The 15,729-nt window shown below is 30.8% G+C and carries 15 protein-coding genes; 7 read left to right on the top strand and 8 right to left on the bottom strand.

The window, feature by feature from the left end:
• Nucleotide 1: 1 nt before the first annotated feature.
• From AC5SLW_RS01475 to AC5SLW_RS01455, 5 genes are read right to left on the bottom strand one after another with little or no spacing between them, the layout of a single operon-like run.
• Complete coding sequence (locus AC5SLW_RS01475) at nt 2-1,114, bottom strand: serine/threonine protein kinase (protein WP_006997224.1); 1,113 nt, start codon at nt 1,112-1,114, stop codon at nt 2-4.
• 3 nt (nt 1,115-1,117) lie between these two features.
• On the bottom strand, nt 1,118-2,335 hold the full coding sequence (locus tag AC5SLW_RS01470; protein WP_006997225.1) for an aminopeptidase P family protein: 1,218 nt from the start codon (nt 2,333-2,335) through the stop codon (nt 1,118-1,120).
• A gap of 5 nt (nt 2,336-2,340) precedes the next feature.
• On the bottom strand, nt 2,341-3,246 hold the full coding sequence (locus tag AC5SLW_RS01465) for a DMT family transporter (protein WP_006997226.1): 906 nt from the start codon (nt 3,244-3,246) through the stop codon (nt 2,341-2,343).
• Between the two features lie 48 nt (nt 3,247-3,294).
• The gene (locus AC5SLW_RS01460; protein WP_494575434.1) at nt 3,295-4,542 is read right to left on the bottom strand and encodes a molybdopterin molybdotransferase MoeA; all 1,248 of its coding nucleotides are present in this window, start codon (nt 4,540-4,542) and stop codon (nt 3,295-3,297) included.
• Nucleotides 4,535-5,155: a molybdenum cofactor guanylyltransferase gene (locus AC5SLW_RS01455; protein WP_018413942.1), complete on the bottom strand. Its 621-nt coding sequence runs from the start codon at nt 5,153-5,155 to the stop codon at nt 4,535-4,537. Before AC5SLW_RS01455 ends, AC5SLW_RS01460 begins: the two co-directional genes overlap by 8 nt.
• A gap of 43 nt (nt 5,156-5,198) precedes the next feature.
• Here AC5SLW_RS01455 and AC5SLW_RS01450 point away from each other — a divergent pair, with 43 nt between their 5' ends.
• Genes AC5SLW_RS01450 through AC5SLW_RS01425 form a run of 6 tightly spaced genes read left to right on the top strand, consistent with a single transcriptional unit; the run spans nt 5,199 to nt 12,813 of the window.
• Nucleotides 5,199-5,597, top strand: coding sequence for an iron-sulfur cluster assembly scaffold protein (locus AC5SLW_RS01450; protein WP_006997229.1), 399 nt, complete (start codon nt 5,199-5,201; stop codon nt 5,595-5,597).
• A gap of 2 nt (nt 5,598-5,599) precedes the next feature.
• Nucleotides 5,600-6,076 carry an HPP family protein gene (locus AC5SLW_RS01445; RefSeq protein WP_018413940.1) on the top strand — a complete coding sequence of 159 codons (477 nt, stop codon included), beginning with the start codon at nt 5,600-5,602 and terminating at the stop codon, nt 6,074-6,076.
• Nucleotides 6,077-6,080: 4 nt separating this feature from the next.
• Nucleotides 6,081-6,923, top strand: a complete 843-nt coding sequence (gene fdhD / locus AC5SLW_RS01440; RefSeq protein WP_018413939.1) for a formate dehydrogenase accessory sulfurtransferase FdhD — start codon at nt 6,081-6,083, stop codon at nt 6,921-6,923.
• Between the two features lie 3 nt (nt 6,924-6,926).
• Nucleotides 6,927-8,585, top strand: coding sequence for an NADH-ubiquinone oxidoreductase-F iron-sulfur binding region domain-containing protein (locus tag AC5SLW_RS01435; protein WP_018413938.1), 1,659 nt, complete (start codon nt 6,927-6,929; stop codon nt 8,583-8,585).
• Nucleotides 8,585-11,353 (top strand): formate dehydrogenase subunit alpha, encoded by a 2,769-nt coding sequence (fdhF, locus tag AC5SLW_RS01430; protein ID WP_494575431.1) that lies wholly within the window; start codon nt 8,585-8,587, stop codon nt 11,351-11,353. The genes AC5SLW_RS01435 and fdhF overlap by 1 nt, the downstream gene beginning before the upstream one ends.
• Before the next feature lie 8 nt (nt 11,354-11,361).
• Nucleotides 11,362-12,813 carry a protein adenylyltransferase SelO gene (locus AC5SLW_RS01425; RefSeq protein ID WP_494575429.1) on the top strand — a complete coding sequence of 484 codons (1,452 nt, stop codon included), beginning with the start codon at nt 11,362-11,364 and terminating at the stop codon, nt 12,811-12,813.
• Between the two features lie 4 nt (nt 12,814-12,817).
• Here AC5SLW_RS01425 and AC5SLW_RS01420 read toward each other — a convergent pair whose 3' ends face one another.
• Together AC5SLW_RS01420 and AC5SLW_RS01415 are read right to left on the bottom strand one after the other, a co-directional pair.
• Nucleotides 12,818-13,921 (bottom strand): NAD(P)/FAD-dependent oxidoreductase, encoded by a 1,104-nt coding sequence (locus AC5SLW_RS01420; RefSeq protein ID WP_011281860.1) that lies wholly within the window; start codon nt 13,919-13,921, stop codon nt 12,818-12,820.
• Nucleotides 13,922-13,929: 8 nt separating this feature from the next.
• Nucleotides 13,930-14,397: a TspO/MBR family protein gene (locus tag AC5SLW_RS01415; protein ID WP_006997236.1), complete on the bottom strand. Its 468-nt coding sequence runs from the start codon at nt 14,395-14,397 to the stop codon at nt 13,930-13,932.
• Nucleotides 14,398-14,418: 21 nt separating this feature from the next.
• On the opposite strand from AC5SLW_RS01415, the gene AC5SLW_RS01410 reads away from it, so the two are divergent.
• On the top strand, nt 14,419-15,180 hold the full coding sequence (locus AC5SLW_RS01410; RefSeq protein WP_494575426.1) for an SDR family NAD(P)-dependent oxidoreductase: 762 nt from the start codon (nt 14,419-14,421) through the stop codon (nt 15,178-15,180).
• Here AC5SLW_RS01410 and AC5SLW_RS01405 read toward each other — a convergent pair.
• Nucleotides 15,177-15,725 carry a DUF3833 domain-containing protein gene (locus AC5SLW_RS01405; RefSeq protein WP_018413933.1) on the bottom strand — a complete coding sequence of 183 codons (549 nt, stop codon included), beginning with the start codon at nt 15,723-15,725 and terminating at the stop codon, nt 15,177-15,179. The genes AC5SLW_RS01410 and AC5SLW_RS01405 overlap by 4 nt on opposite strands.
• Nucleotides 15,726-15,729: the final 4 nt, after the last annotated feature.

Raw genomic sequence — 15,729 nt, 5'->3', positions numbered from 1 at the left:
TTTATTGTTTTGGAAAATAATCTTTTAATTCACCTTCACGGTAAACATCTGCTGTACAACAATGAAGACCTCCACCAAATGCATAAGCATCTCTTAATTCAACAGGGATTACTTCCATTCCTAATTTATCTAATTGTTCTGCCTGATATACCTCACTTTTTTCAACACAAACAGTTTTTGGATCCAATACTAGGACGTTCATTGATAACCAAGTTGAAGAATAACATAATGGTGGTGGCTCATTATGTGCGGGTTGTGCGCTATCAATAATTTCCCATCCATTATTTTCAAATAATTTTCTTTGTTCTTTTGGCAATCTTCTTTGAGGATTATTAATGATTAATCCTTCTTTAATAGGAGTAAAGGTTGCATCGATATGAATTGGATAAGGGTCACCTGGAAAATTAACAGCATGAACTCTATGATCTTTAAAATGTCTTTTAAGCCAATCAATTCCTTTAAGATTAGTAGTAAATCCATGCTGAACTACTAAATCTTTTCCAAATCTTAAAACATCTGCTGCATCAAATAATGGTTCTTCTTCAGTTGTTACAAAGAACTTGTCTTCAGTCCACTCTAATCTTTTTTGAATACCAATTTTATCTGATAAATAATCTTTCCTATAATCTGCATCAGTTAACCTTGGTTTTGGCGCAGACTCGTGTCTCATATTAGGGTCATCATTATAATATTTCTGTAATAATGGTCGGTAACAAAGGTACTCGAACCATCTACATCTATAACTCATTGTCGCCTCTAAAATTTCACTACCCACAGTTAACAACACATCTCTTGGTGGCATGCAGCCAAACATTGTTTCCGCTTCCCAGTCAGGTGTAGATGTTTTTTGGCTAAAATCTATTGGGTCTGGTCTATCTACCTTGATACCTCTTTTTTCAAGCATGTTTGAAAAATTGTCTAAAAGTTCATTTGCCTTATCAACTGTATCTTTTGTTCTTGGTCCAAACTGACCACGCATATCACTGTCCTCTGGAACTTTTGCATCTAAAGCTGGTTCTGGTGCTGGAATACAAGTGCCATCAGCTTTGCCAACAATTACATGTTTTAAAGGATCCCATTCATTCCAACTATTAACTACAGTTTTTTCACTCATAATTTATGATTTAATAATATTATGTTCTGGACCAAAAGGGAACTTAGTAATGTTTTCAGCATTATCTTTTCCTATAACCAAGATATCATGCTCTCTATATCCACCAGCTCCTGGTTTACCCTCTGGTATCATGATCATCGGTTCCATAGAAACCACCATGTTTTCCTCTAATACAGTATCTATATCTTCACGTAATTCTAATCCTGCTTCTCTTCCATAGAAATGAGATAAGACACCAAATGAATGGCCGTAACCAAATGTTCGATAATGAAGATAACCAAGCTCAGCAAATAGTTCATTCAACTCATGACAAATATCAGAACATTTTACACCTGGTTTAATTAACTCTAGTCCTCTTTTATGAACTTTAACATTTGCTTCCCATGCTTTTAAGGATGCATCATCAATTTTATCTAAAAAAAGAGTTCTCTCTAAAGCTGTGTAGTACCCTGAGATCATGGGGAAAGTATTTAAAGAAAGAATATCTCCTGATTTTAATTTTCTATTGGTTTTTGGGTTATGAGCACCATCCGTATTAAGTCCTGACTGAAACCAAACCCAGGTATCCATATATTCAGCATCCGGATACGTTTTTGCAATTTCACGTTCCATTCTATCTCTACCGGCTATTGCAATTTCAAGTTCGCTTTCTCCAACCTTAATATTTTTGACAATCTCTTCGCCCCCAAGATCAGCAATTCTTGCACCATTTTTAATAATTTCTATTTCTTCGGCAGATTTAATCATTCTAAGTTGCATTAAATCTTTTGAAACATCACTGAAAACTGAAAAAGTAAAAATAGACGTAAGCTTTTCTTTAACATCTAAGGTTACATGATCATTTTCAATACCAATATTCTTAGGAGGTTCATCTCTTCCAATAATTGAAACAATTGCTTTTAAAAAATTATCTCTTTTCCAATCAGTATAAATAACATTATCACTATGAGATCTACGCCAAGGTTGACTAGCATCAATGTTTGCTGAAATTGTTGAAATTTTATTAGCAGTTACTACACAGCCATAAGGTCTACCAAAAGAACAATAAATAAATCCTGTATAGTAAGCAATGTTGTGCATTGAAGTTAAAATAATCATATCAAGATTATTTTTACTCATTGTGGTTCTTAATTTAGTTAATCGACTTTGATATTCTTGATCTGTAAAAGGTAGTTTAGCCTTTTCACCATTCTTTAGAGTAAAAAAATTTGGTCTTTCCATTATAATTAATTAAGAGCAATAAACCGTCTATTAGTTTTAATTGTAAGACTATAATAAATGATAGACATAAAAAGAAAGAAGCCACCTATTATCGTATTAGTCGATGGGATCTCATTAATTCCTAAAATTGGAATCCATACCCAAAAAATTCCTCCTATAACTTCAGTTAGTGACAATAAAGTAAGTTCTGCAGCAGGGATTGCTTTTGATCCAATAGAATATAAAATTAAACCCATACAAACTAACGTTCCATGTATAGAAAATAATGCTCCGTTATAACTTGAAGACAAGAAAACCATATCATTAGATAAAATAACTATTGCAGCAACTACAAAGCAAAATAAACCTGCAAAAGCTACTGTTGTAAATTTTGGTGTTTCTTTTTTCCATCTCAAAGTCACTGAAAAAACAGAAAACCCAATTGAAGAAGTCATCCCAAAAATAAGCCCTAATAAAGAATTTTTTTCAGTATTACCAATGGCTATAATTATTATTCCAACTGTTGCAATAAATATAGCTATCCAAACATTAAGTGAAATTTTTTCTTTTAAAAATAAGAAACCTAATAAAGCTGTAAAAAATGGCATTGCAGCTAAACAAAGTAAAGTAACAGCCGCACTAGTATTTGTTATTGAATAAATAAAGGTAATCATTGCAATACCTAGTCCAGTTCCACCAATAACACCCGACATTCCAATTTTTAAATAATTCTTATAAAAATCTTTTCCTTCTTCAAAAAAAAGATAAAGATTTAAAATCAAAAAAATTGTTAAGCCTCTTGCAAAAATATATTGCCATGGAACTAAATTGGGTTGATCCATGTATCTTACAACCAAAGGTCCAAAGGACCATATAAGACCTGCTAATAAAACTACTGGAATTGCAATTTTTTCATTTTTTAGCTCAATCATAATTCGATACTTAATGCTTATTAATTGGCACTACAATAAAAATGAGATCTATTTAAAAATATTAATATTTGAACCAATTGGAGAATAGCAATCAATAAGTTCGCTCTTTTTAAAATTTGACTGACCATGTTTAAATAGGCCCCAAATATTAGACTCTACAAAAGATTTTATTCTAAAAGATTCCTGACCTTTGAGTACCTTGATTTCTAAATTTCCATTATGAGTTGTAGTAAGCCTTGCTTTTATAAATCTAGTAAAATTTTTTTTCTTAAAGAAAGAATTTTTTAACTTAGCTTTAAAAGGTTTTTCCTCCTTAACTCCAAGGATATTTAAAATATAGGGATATACAAAAAATCTAAAGCAGGCGGAAGAAGAAATAGGATTACCTGGAAGCCCAAAGAAAACCTTTTCACTTCCTTTAAATTTAGCAAATAAAATTGGTTTACCCGGTCTAATAGCCACCCCTTTGAAAAAATTTGATAAATTAAATTTTTTTACTACAGAGGGGATAAAATCATGTTTACCTGCTGAAACAGCACCTGAGGTAATTATGATATCTATTTTTGATCTAAGATTTTTATCAATTTGTTTTTTAAAAAACTGTTCATCTTTATCTCTCAAAATTCCACCTTCTATATAATTAAACAAAAAATTATTAGATAAAGATTTTATATAATGACTATTTGAATTTCTAACCTTCCAATCAGCAATATCTACATTATTTGAAATTTCATTTCCTGTGGAAAAAAATAAAACATTAAGCTTCTTTTTAACTTTAATACTTTTAATACCCAATGTTTTAAAGGCTAAGATATGTGATGGCTGAATAATAGTTCCTTTATTAATAATTAATTCCTTTTTTTTATAATCAGATCCCGCATGTCTTATATGTTGATTAGTTTTAATCTTTTCATTTATTACGATAGACTTTTTATTGTTAGTAAACACAATTTTTTCTATGGGAATAATGGTGTCAAAATATTTAGGAATTAGAGCACCCGTCATCACTTCAACTGCTTGAAATTTTTTTACCTTATTTAATTTAGGATTATCACCTGCTGATATTGATTTTAAAATTTTAAATTCTTTAGGATTTTTTTTATTAATCGTAGATGTGTCTTTAGAATTAATGGCAAAACCGTCAAATGCAGCATTAGTTCCTGCAGGATAATTCACAGGACAATAAATATCTTGAACATTAATTCTATTTAATGATTTTGATGTGTTTATAACTTCATCTTTAATGTTTATTTTTGATTTTATTAAAATATTTTTTGCTTTTTTGTAATCAATCATTTTTATCAAGATTTAAAATAGTTTGAGCAACTTCAAGGTCTTCTTTGGTATTTATATTAAAAAAAGGATCGTAATTTTTTATTTTAATATCAATTGTACTCACACCAACTTTATTAGCCCATTCCTCAACTTTTCGATAATTATTTATTATTAAATCTTCTTCTAATTTTTCCATTAAATCAATTGACCATAAACCAAAAATATTATGTCTTTTTTCGTTAGATTTAACAAAATATAAACTGCTTTTACTTTGTTCAATTCTTGTTTTGTATTCTTCAATAATAATTGGATCAAAAAATGGAGTATCAGACGGAAAAGTTGCAATCCATTTGTATGATTTTTTATTTTCTTTTACCCACTTCATGGAACTTAGCACCCCTGCTAAAGGTCCTAGATCATTAAAACAATCTGGAATTACTGTGGTGTTTTTTTGCTGTTCTATCTTCAATGGATTACTTGAGACAATCAATATTTCTTCAAATTTATTGCTAATTTTGAACAAAACATGCTCTAGCAATGTTTTGGATCCAAGTTTTACGCAATTTTTATCTTGCCCAAATCTTTTTGATTTTCCACCTGCTAGTACAACAGCTAAAATATTGTTATCATTCATAAATCAAAATATAAAACATTAATCTCTTAATTAAAGAATTATAATGGACCTAAGAATTCTCGAAATTGCATCTAATACGGCAAATCACAAAATAGTTAAAAATCATACCCATCACTCAAAAAATAAAAACCCCTTGTGTGGTGATGAAATGGAAATCAGATTAATTGTGAAAAATGATAAAATTAAGGATATGGGTTACCAGTGTCGTTCATGTGTGTATTGTCAGGCATCGGTTAGTATGCTGTCTCAAAAAATTATTGATCAAAATATAAGTGATATTAAGTCTCTTATTATTTCAATTGAAGGTTTGTTTAATGAAACAGATATTAAAATTGAAAAAAAATGGAATGATTTCAAAGAAATTATGAATAAAGATAATATCTCAAGAAAAGAATGTCTTTTATTACCGTTTAAAACAATATCGAAGGCATTGAAGTTTTAATCATGATTAACATTACTAAAGAAAAACTTTTAAAAGCATCTATCGCAGGAGTTTTATCAACTATTACTATTGGGTTTCTTACACTGCTTACATATAAAACTACAATGGGGTTATTTTTGGCAGCCTCTTTTGGTTCTTCAATGGTATTACTATACGGATTTCCTGAAAGCCCATTCGCTCAACCTAAAAATATATTCTTTGGTCATTTCTTAACTGCACTAATAGGAATTTTGTTTGTAAACTATGTTGATTTACCAATATTTATAAATATTGCCTTAGCAGTTGGTTTCGGTATTTTTTTTATGATTGTGTTAGATGTTGTTCATCCACCAGCAGGTGGAAACCCTATTATGGTCATCATTGGAGGTGTTTCATTTGAATATTTAATAAATCCTATTATTTTTGGTTGTCTAATAATTTTAATTTTTGGAATAATCTTAAATAAATTTCTTTTAAAAAAGAACTACCCCTTAAGTTAATTAAATGAATTCAAAATATAAAATACAAAAATATAAGTCTAATAATTTAAATAATGTAGAAGATTTAATCTCTATTGAAGAGCCTTTAGAAATTTCAATTAAATTTAAAACTAAAGAAACTTGGATACAAAATATAATCTCTATAACAATGAGAACACCAGGTAATGATGAAGACCTAGTTAGAGGTTTTCTTTTTAATGAAAAGATTATTGAAAAAAATGAATATATTGAGAAAATTGAGAGTGTTGGAGAATATGTAGGTGAATATAAACTTCAAAATAAAATTGTTGTCACATTAAACAATTCTGAAAACATTGATATTGATAAGATTAAAAGAAATTTTTTAACAAATTCATCTTGTGGTGTTTGTGGTAAAACCTCTTTAGATTCATTAGAGATTATCAAAAAAGATAAGGTCTTAAAATCTTTACCTAAAATCTCTAAAGAAATAATTATCAAATCTCCTTCTGTGCTAAGGGATAATCAATCAGAGTTTTCTAAGACAGGTGGCATTCATGCTAGCGGTCTATTTACAAGCGATGGTGGAATAGTGTGTATAAAAGAGGATGTTGGTCGACATAATGCTCTTGATAAATTAATTGGCTATTCATTAAATAAGGGATTATTAACCCCCTCATCACAATTTATAACGTGCTCTGGAAGACTAAATTTTGAGCTAGTTCAAAAGGTTTTAATGACCAATATTGGTATTCTAATTGGAGTTGGTGCGCCAACAAGTCTAGCGATCGATTTAGCTAATAAGTTTGACATTACATTGATAGGTTTTGTAAAAGAAGATAGTTTTAATATTTATAGTAACGAAGACAGAGTGATAATTAAAGGTTAATAAGTGTCAAAAAATATAAGTAATTTATCCGGCAGAATAGGTTTAAAGAATAATCTGTTTGAAAAAATATCTGAACGATCTTTAAAATCAAATAATGCTGATGGTATTAAGGAAATTGCAAAAGAATATAACATGGGTGTCTCAACTATTCATGGTGCAGAAAGTTTTTATGAATTTTTAAGACCCTCTCATAGAGAAAAAAAAGCTTTTGTTTGCAATGGAAGTGCTTGCATGTGTGCTGGTACTCAAGAGCCGCTTAAAAAAAAATTACAAGAAAAATTAGGTGACGATAAAGTTGGTGAAATGTTTTGCCTTGGTCACTGCTATGAAAATAATGCTTTTCATTATGATGGCGAGAATTATGCCGGAAATGATATCAATAAGATTGATCAAATAATTAAAGGTGAAGATATAGTTCAAGAAAAATTCTTTTCTAAAAGTTATGCCTCAACTAGTTTTTTAATGGATGACAAACTTTCTAATTTAGATCAATTTAAGGAACTGTTAAAAAAATTTATTGCAACTGACAAACAAGAGATAACTAAATCCCTTCTAGACTCTAATTTAACTGGCAGAGGTGGTGCTGGTTTTCCTACTGGTATGAAATGGGATTTTTGTAGAAAAGCTCCTTCTGAAAAAAAATATGTTATATGTAATGCCGATGAAGGTGACTCAGGTGCTTTCTCTGATAGATATTTATTAGAAGATCAACCATTAAAAGTTTTATTTGGAATGGTTATTTGTGGTTATGTTATTGGTAGTGATGAAGGTGTTTTATATATAAGAGGAGAGTACCCAAAATCTATAGAAGCAATTAATGGAGCAATTAATTCTTTAAAAAAAGCAGGCTTGCTTGGAGAAAATATTTTAGGAACTAAATTTTCTTTTGATTTAAATATTTGTATTGGACAAGGTGCTTATATTTGTGGAGAAGAAACAGCATTAATTGCATCAATTGAAGGTAGAAGAGCTGAAGTAGATGTCAGACCTCCCTTCCCTGTCACTGAAGGTCTTTATAAGAAACCAACAGTTGTAAATAATGTTGAAACATTAGCTGCAGCTACGGGTATACTTATTAATGGAGCTGATAAGTTTTCTGCAATTGGAAATAAAAAATCTGCTGGAACCAAATTAGTTTGCTTTGATAGTTTTTTCAATAATCCAGGTGTTTATGAAGTTGAAATGGGAACACCAATGAAAAAAGTTTTAAATGATATTGGTGGTGGTTTTAAAGAGCCCATTAAAGCATTACAAATTGGAGGTCCATTAGGAGGTGTAATTCCTATTACCGAGATTGAAAAATTAAATTTAGATTTTCAAGAATTTACTGCTGCAGGTTTTATGTTAGGACACGCAAGTATAGTAAGTATTCCAAAAGACTTTCCTATGATTGAATATATTCATCATTTATTTGAGTTTTCTGCCGAAGAGTCATGTGGAAAATGCTTTCCTGGTAGACTTGGTTCTTACAGGGGTAAAGAAATGTTTGATCAAGCAAAGAATAAAACTGCTAAGATTCCATTAAAATTACTAAATGAGCTGCTTGTAACTATGCAAAAAGGCTGTTTATGCGCTTTGTGTGGAGCAATTCCTACTCCCATCATGAATATATTAAAATATTTTGGTGATGAAATGAAGGATGATATGGTGAAAGATAATTAATGAGCTCAGAAAAAAGAAAAATCGCCTACATAGATGGAAAACCATATGAAATTGGTCCAAACCATACGTCTGTTTTAAATTTTGTAAAAAGTTATTTGGGTGAAAAAAAAGTTCCAACTCTTTGTGATGATCCAAATTTAGCCCCTTATGGTGCTTGTAGAGTTTGTTCTGTAGAGGTGGCTCTTGTAAAAGATGGTCCAACTAAAGTTGTAGCATCATGCCATACACCAGTTGGTGAAAACCAATACATTTTTACAAATAATGAAAATTTAACGGCTTTAAGAAAAAATATTGTCGAACTAGTTTTAACTGACCACCCAATGGAATGTGGAACTTGTGAAGTAAATAATAATTGTGAACTACAAGATGTTGCAAATGATTTAGGCATATCAGATCATAGATATAACAGTCCAAAGCAACACAAGGGCATTACTAAAGATACATCTCACGATTATATGAGAATGAATTTAGATAACTGTATTAACTGTGGAAGATGTGTTCGTGCTTGTGACGAAATTCAAGGATCTTTTGTTTTAACAATGAGTGGTAGAGGATTTGAATCTAAAATCACAACTGACAACGATGCATTGTTTGGAGATTCGTCTTGCGTATCTTGTGGTGCTTGTGCACACACATGTCCAACAGATGCTATCTCTGATGTTTACCAATCAAAATCTGTTGCAGTAGATAAAAAAGTTAGAACAACTTGCTCTTACTGTGGTGTTGGATGTAATTTAGAAGCATCAATTAAAGATAATAAAGTTGTTGCAATATCTACGCCTAAAGAATCTGAAGTTAATGCAGGTCACACTTGTATTAAAGGAAGATATGCATTTGGATTTTACGATCATCCAGATAGGTTAAAAACTCCTCTAATTAAAAGAAATGGAAAATTTGAAGAAGCATCATGGGATGAAGCATATGACTTTATTAAAAAAGAATTAAATAGAATTACAAAAGAAAGTGGTCCTGATGCTGTAGCTGGAATTTCTTCTGCAAGATGTACTAATGAAGAAAATTATGTATTTCAAAAAATGATTAGAGCTGCAATTGGAACTAATAATATTGATTGTTGTGCAAGAATTTGTCACTCACCAACAGCTTGGGGAATGCAACAAACTTTTGGAACTGGTGCTGCAACTAATTCTACAGAAGATATTTATCACGCAGATTTATTTATGGTTATAGGAGCAAATCCTACAAATGCTCACCCAGTTACCGGAGCAAAAATTAAACAACAAGTAATGAAAGGAAAAAAACTAATAGTTTTAGATCCAATTACTACTGAGCTTGCTAAACTTGCTGATTATCATATTAAACTTAGACCAGGAACAAATGTGGCTGTTTTAAATATGATGTTACATTTTATATTAAAAGCAAACCTTTATGATAAAGATTTTGTTAGAGATAGAACTGAAGGTTTTGCGAATTTCATTAAAGAAATTGAGAGACAAGATATGAATCATCTAGCGAAAGTCGCTGGTGTTGATAAACAGTTAGTTAAAGAAGCAGCAATTGCTTATGCGACAGCTAAAAACTCTATGGAATTCCATGGTTTAGGAGTTACTGAACAAGAACAAGGGTCTAAGACGGTGATGTTAATTGCTGATCTTGCAATGATTACTGGAAATATTGGTAGAAAAGGTGTTGGAGTTAACCCATTAAGAGGACAAAATAATGTCCAAGGTGCAGCTGACATGGGTTGTCAACCTCATCAAGGTGCAGGTTATTTTGAAGTAGCTGATGAAAAAGTTCAAAATTTCTACACTGAAAAATATGGGGTGGTTCACCCAACCAAAGCAGGATTAAAAATTCCAGAAATGTTTGATGGTGCTATTAATAAAGAAGTTAAAGCAGTCTGGATTATTGGAGAAGATATTGTTCAAACAGATCCAAATAGTGCACATGTGGTTCAGGCAATGAACTCGTTAGAATTATTAGTTGTTCAAGAAATTTTTATGAGTGAAACAGCAAAACTTGCAACAGTAGTATTACCTGGAACAACTTTCTTAGAAAAAAATGGAACCTTTACTAATACCGAAAGAAGAATTCAAAGAGTTAATCGAGCTGTTCCTCCATTACCTGGTACTAAAACTGATGGAACAATTGTAACAGACATGATGCAAAAATTAGGCTTTGACCAACCTGAATATGACGCTGATCAAGTTCTAGCAGAAATAGCAGATGTTGTTCCATTCTTTAAAGGTGTAACAAGAGAAAGACTTGGTAAAATGGGATTACAGTGGCCAGTTCAAGAAGATGGAACAGACACTCAAATTTTACACCAAGAAACTTTCAAACTTGGAAAAGGACGTCTTAAAAACTTTGATTGGAAAGAGTCTACAGAAATTGAAACTAATAAAAAAGAATATCCATTAATTTTAACAACTAGTAGAGTTCTGCAACATTACAATGCTGCGACGATGACAAGACGTACAAGTAACATCAATATAGTTTCTGAAGACTTATTATTAGTTCACCCAAATGATGCTAACAAAAGAGAGTTAAATACAGGTGACATAGGAAGACTTTATTCTGGACGAGGAGAAGTTGCTCTAAAAGTAGAGGTTACAGATAAAGTTAAAGAAGGCATAGTATTCACAACATTCCATTTTCCAGAACATATGGTCAATATGGTAACCGGTCATGGTAAAGATGAAGAAACAATGTGTGCAGAATACAAAGTTTCAGCAGTTGAAGTTCAAAAAATCTCAAACCAATTTAAAACTGAAATCAAACCAAAAGAAAATCAAGCAGAAGTTAACTAATCGATAAAATGACAATTGGTTGGCATTTCGACAATAGTTATTCAAGATTACCAAAAACATTCAAAGAAAATATCAACCCTGTTGCAGTAAATGCACCAGAAATATTAATATTAAATAAAGATCTGGCAAATAAATTAGATCTAGATTTTTCAAATATTAATGATGATGATTTATCAAAAATTTTTTCAGGAAATATATTACCTGAAGGATCTAACTCTATAGCACAAGCTTATGCTGGTCACCAATTTGGTCATTTTACAATGCTTGGTGATGGAAGAGCTGTTTTAATCGGCGAACACCTGACCAAAAATAATGAACGATTTGATATACAATTCAAAGGTTCTGGTAGAACTCCATTCTCACGAAGTGGTGACGGTAGGGCTGTTTTAGGGCCAATGTTGAGAGAATATATAATAAGTGAAGCAATGCATTTTTTAAAAATACCTACTACTAGAAGTTTAGCGGTTGTTAAAACTGGTGAAGATGTGGTTAGGGAACAAATTTCACAAGGTGCAATTCTTACAAGGGTGGCCTTAGGTCATCTAAGAGTTGGAACATTTCAATACATTGCTGCAAAACAAAATATTAATGATTTAGAAATTTTGATTAATTACACAATTGAAAAGTACTACCCCAATATAAAATCATCAAAGAATAAAACATTAGACTTATTAAATGTTTTAATCGAAAAACAAACCCAACTTGTAATTGACTGGATGCGTGTCGGTTTTATTCATGGAGTTATGAATACTGACAATATGTCTATCTCTGGTGAAACAATAGATTATGGTCCTTGTGCATTTATGGATACTTATGATCCTAAAACAGTTTTTAGTTCAATAGATCAATTAGGTAGATATGCTTATGATAATCAACCAAAAATTACCAAATGGAATTTAACAAGGTTTGCTGAATGTCTCATTCCTCTTATTAGTAAAAACGAAGATGAAGCGATTAAATTAGCTACAGAAGCTTTAGATAAATTTGAACAAAATTATGAAACAAAATGGTTAAATATGATGAGAGATAAACTTGGATTATATGGTGAAGATAAAGAAGATAAAAATTTAATTATGGAATTATTAAATTGGATGTATGAAAATAAAGCAGATTATACAAATACTTTTATTTTTTTGATGGATAAAACAATTAAAAATTCTGAAGTTTATGATAATGCGGACTTTGATTTGTGGAAAACTAAATGGATGAAAAGATTAGTAATGTTTGGTAACACTCATGATAAATCTATGGAATTAATGAATTCATCTAATCCAATGATAATACCTCGTAATCATAAAGTTGAAGAAGCTTTAATGTTAGCTAATAATGGTGATTTAACCTTGTTTAATAAATTAACAAAAATATTACAAAATCCATATCAGGTTAATAAAGATGATTTAGAATTTATGTCTCCTGCTCCACATGGTCATGTGAAGTATCAAACTTTTTGTGGAACTTAATTTTTTATAAAACGTAAGGCTCTGGTCTAGCATTATTATCAAGAACTCTTTCAACAGAAAAATCACTAATATCAATCGTTTGATAAGATCCTGTAGAAATTAATTCAGTTAATGCTCTTCCTATTCCAGGGGCTTGCATTAATCCTCTACCGGTAAATCCTGAAGCCATATATACATTTTCATATTTAGGGTGTTTGCCAACTACGGCATTGTTATCTAATTTATTGCAATCATAATAACCAGCCCATCCACCAGTTAATTTTAATTCTTCAAAAGCAGGAATTCTTTGTGCTAGTGCAGGCCATACTAATTCTTCAAAATCATTCCAAGCTGGTTCTAAATCAGTAGCATCAAATACTGAATTAGGTGAACCTGCTAAATACTCTCCACCCTCAGGTCTCCAGTAAACGCCCGTTGTTAAATCTCCTGTTAATGGCATTTCTTTAATATATTTAGGGCATTTAACTCTAAAAACTGTGTGTTTTTGTGGAACTACCGGGATATCTTTTAGTAATTCTTTAGTCCAACATCCAGCTGCCGATATAATTGTTTTAGCTTTGATATCTGAAATATTTTTTACTTCGCCTTTAATAAATTCAGCACCTAATTCAATCGCCTTACTTTTTAAGGCGCTATGAAACATGAAAGGATCAATCCATCCCTCACTTTGGTTGTCAGTATAAGTTGCTGTTTCAATACCTTCACTATTTATATAAGGAAATATTTTTGATAGTTCAGAACCTTTGATATTTTTAGTTCCAGCTTCACAAGCTTCATGATTTTTTAAGGCTTCATATTGTTCCTCAGCATGCTCAGGACCAAACATTAATAAGTAGCCATTTGTAACCATGCTTGCTGTAGGGTTTGGATTTTTTTCAGTTTTAAGTAATTCTGGTATTTGAAAAATAAATTCTCTAGCAAACTTTCCAAGTAATATGTTTTCTTTTTGAAAAAACTGTCTTCTAAATCCACCAAGTGATAATGGAAATGAAGCTGTTTTATAAGTTGGGTCTCTTTCTATAACTTTTACCTTTCTACCTTCTTTAGATAAAAAATAAGCTGTAGCAGTTCCAATTATTCCACCACCTACTATTACTACATCATCCATAATTTATTTTAATTTAATATGATTAAACTTATATTAAGAAGTAAAGCAAAGAGACACCAAAGTAAATAAGGAATCATTAAATAATAACTATACAAGTTGACACGCTTAAATCTAATTATGAGAATAATTATCAATAAGATTAAAATTACTAATACAATCATAGCTAAAATTATTTTATGAAAAACAAAAAAAACTATACTCCAAGTTGTATTAAAAATTAAATGAATGAAATAAAGGTAAATAGTGTTCATGTCTCTATTTTTACTATGCCAAAATTTCCAGATAGCAATTGTCATAAAAAAATAGAGTGTTGTCCAAACTGGTGCAAAAATCCAATCTGGTGGATTAAATGAAGGTTTGATGATTAAAGAATACCAAGGCTCTTTAAAACCTACAGTAGCTAAACCTCCTATTGCAGATGCAGAAAAAGTTACAAGAGCAAACAATAAAAAAGATAAGAATTTGTTTTTTAACATATTTCTATTATACAATAGAATATGGATGATAAAAAAGTTATTTGGATAACGGGTGCAAGTAGTGGAATTGGTAAGGCTCTTGCAATCAAATTTGCAGAAAATGGGTGGATGGTTGCTGCATCTGCAAGACGTGAAAATTTATTAAATGAACTTAAAAAAATTAATCAAAATATATTTCCTTTTCCTTTGGATGTTACTGAAGTCGATGCATGTAAATTGGTCGCAAAAGACATAATCAAACAATTTAATAATATTGATATCTGTGTGTTCGGTACTGGCATGCATGATCCAAAATCCGAGAAAAAATTTAATTTAGACAAGATAAGAGAAATAATGGAAGTTAATTATTTTGGAACCATGAATTCAATTAATTCAATCTATGATTATTTTTCTGAGAAAAAAAATGGCCAAATATCTATAATTTCTTCAGTTGCGGGCTATAGAGGATTACCTGCAGCTGGTGCATATTGTGCTTCAAAATCTGCACTTACTAGCTTTGCTGAAAGCTTAAACTTTGATATGAGAATGAAGAATGTGCGTGTTTCGTTAATCAGCCCTGGTTTCATAAAAACGCCTATGACTGATCAAAATGATTTTCCAATGCCCATGATCAAAACTCCAGAATTTGCTGCAGATGAAATTTATAAAGGATTAGTAATCAAAAAAAGTTTTGAAATACATTTCCCAAAAGCCTTTACCTATTTTTTAAAATTCCTTCAAATGCTACCTAGTAGTTTATATTTTAAACTAGTTGCTAGAGGTATGAAGAAGATTGATTATTAATTTTTTTTAAAGAAAACTGTCAATTCACCAACTTTAAATCCAAACTTTGTAAGTGTAGCTCGATTAATTGCAACATCTTCATCCTGTTTAAAAATCCAATCATCAAAAGAAACTTTAATATTCTTTCCTTTAAATGGGACCATTAAATCGTACTCAAATTTAAAAGCTGATCCATATTGATAACCTTTAGCTGTACCCACGACATCGGGTGCCGTTCCTTCGTAATAATTTTGATCAATCTTTTTGATTTTCCATATACGATTTTGTTTTTCTCCGTCTGTCCAATAAAAATCTTCTTTAAGAGTTAAAATATCTCCCTCAAAACTACCTGTCATATCAGCTTTAAACTGTCTAGTAACTTTACCACTACGGTCTTGTAGTAGACCCCATGCTTTAACCGGACCATTAAAATATTGCTCTATAGTCATAGTTGGTTCAGTGTTTTTAAAATCTGTCGGTTTCATAGAGTTATTGTTTATACAACTTGCTGTAAAGAATAAAGCAAATATTAATACTGTTAATCTAATTATCTTTAAGTTTATCATGTAG

It is taken from the genome of Candidatus Pelagibacter sp. PS_40 (assembly GCF_059417765.1).
The sequence above is the reverse complement of the archived record's forward strand: the minus strand, read 5'-3'. Positions and strand labels throughout refer to the sequence as shown.

Excerpts from the sequence above, each read along its gene's own strand:
- AC5SLW_RS01475 (WP_006997224.1), bottom strand. The coding sequence starts at position 1,114 with ATGAGTGAAAAAACTGTAGTTAATAGTTGGAATGAATGGGATCCTTTA.
- AC5SLW_RS01470 (WP_006997225.1), bottom strand. The coding sequence starts at position 2,335 with ATGGAAAGACCAAATTTTTTTACTCTAAAGAATGGTGAAAAGGCTAAA.
- AC5SLW_RS01465 (WP_006997226.1), bottom strand. The coding sequence starts at position 3,246 with ATGATTGAGCTAAAAAATGAAAAAATTGCAATTCCAGTAGTTTTATTA.
- AC5SLW_RS01460 (WP_494575434.1), bottom strand. The coding sequence starts at position 4,542 with ATGATTGATTACAAAAAAGCAAAAAATATTTTAATAAAATCAAAAATA.
- AC5SLW_RS01455 (WP_018413942.1), bottom strand. The coding sequence starts at position 5,155 with ATGAATGATAACAATATTTTAGCTGTTGTACTAGCAGGTGGAAAATCA.
- AC5SLW_RS01450 (WP_006997229.1), top strand. The coding sequence starts at position 5,199 with ATGGACCTAAGAATTCTCGAAATTGCATCTAATACGGCAAATCACAAA.
- AC5SLW_RS01445 (WP_018413940.1), top strand. The coding sequence starts at position 5,600 with ATGATTAACATTACTAAAGAAAAACTTTTAAAAGCATCTATCGCAGGA.
- fdhD (WP_018413939.1), top strand. The coding sequence starts at position 6,081 with ATGAATTCAAAATATAAAATACAAAAATATAAGTCTAATAATTTAAAT.
- fdhF (WP_494575431.1), top strand. The coding sequence starts at position 8,585 with ATGAGCTCAGAAAAAAGAAAAATCGCCTACATAGATGGAAAACCATAT.
- AC5SLW_RS01425 (WP_494575429.1), top strand. The coding sequence starts at position 11,362 with ATGACAATTGGTTGGCATTTCGACAATAGTTATTCAAGATTACCAAAA.
- AC5SLW_RS01420 (WP_011281860.1), bottom strand. The coding sequence starts at position 13,921 with ATGGATGATGTAGTAATAGTAGGTGGTGGAATAATTGGAACTGCTACA.
- AC5SLW_RS01415 (WP_006997236.1), bottom strand. The coding sequence starts at position 14,397 with ATGTTAAAAAACAAATTCTTATCTTTTTTATTGTTTGCTCTTGTAACT.
- AC5SLW_RS01410 (WP_494575426.1), top strand. The coding sequence starts at position 14,419 with ATGGATGATAAAAAAGTTATTTGGATAACGGGTGCAAGTAGTGGAATT.
- AC5SLW_RS01405 (WP_018413933.1), bottom strand. The coding sequence starts at position 15,725 with ATGATAAACTTAAAGATAATTAGATTAACAGTATTAATATTTGCTTTA.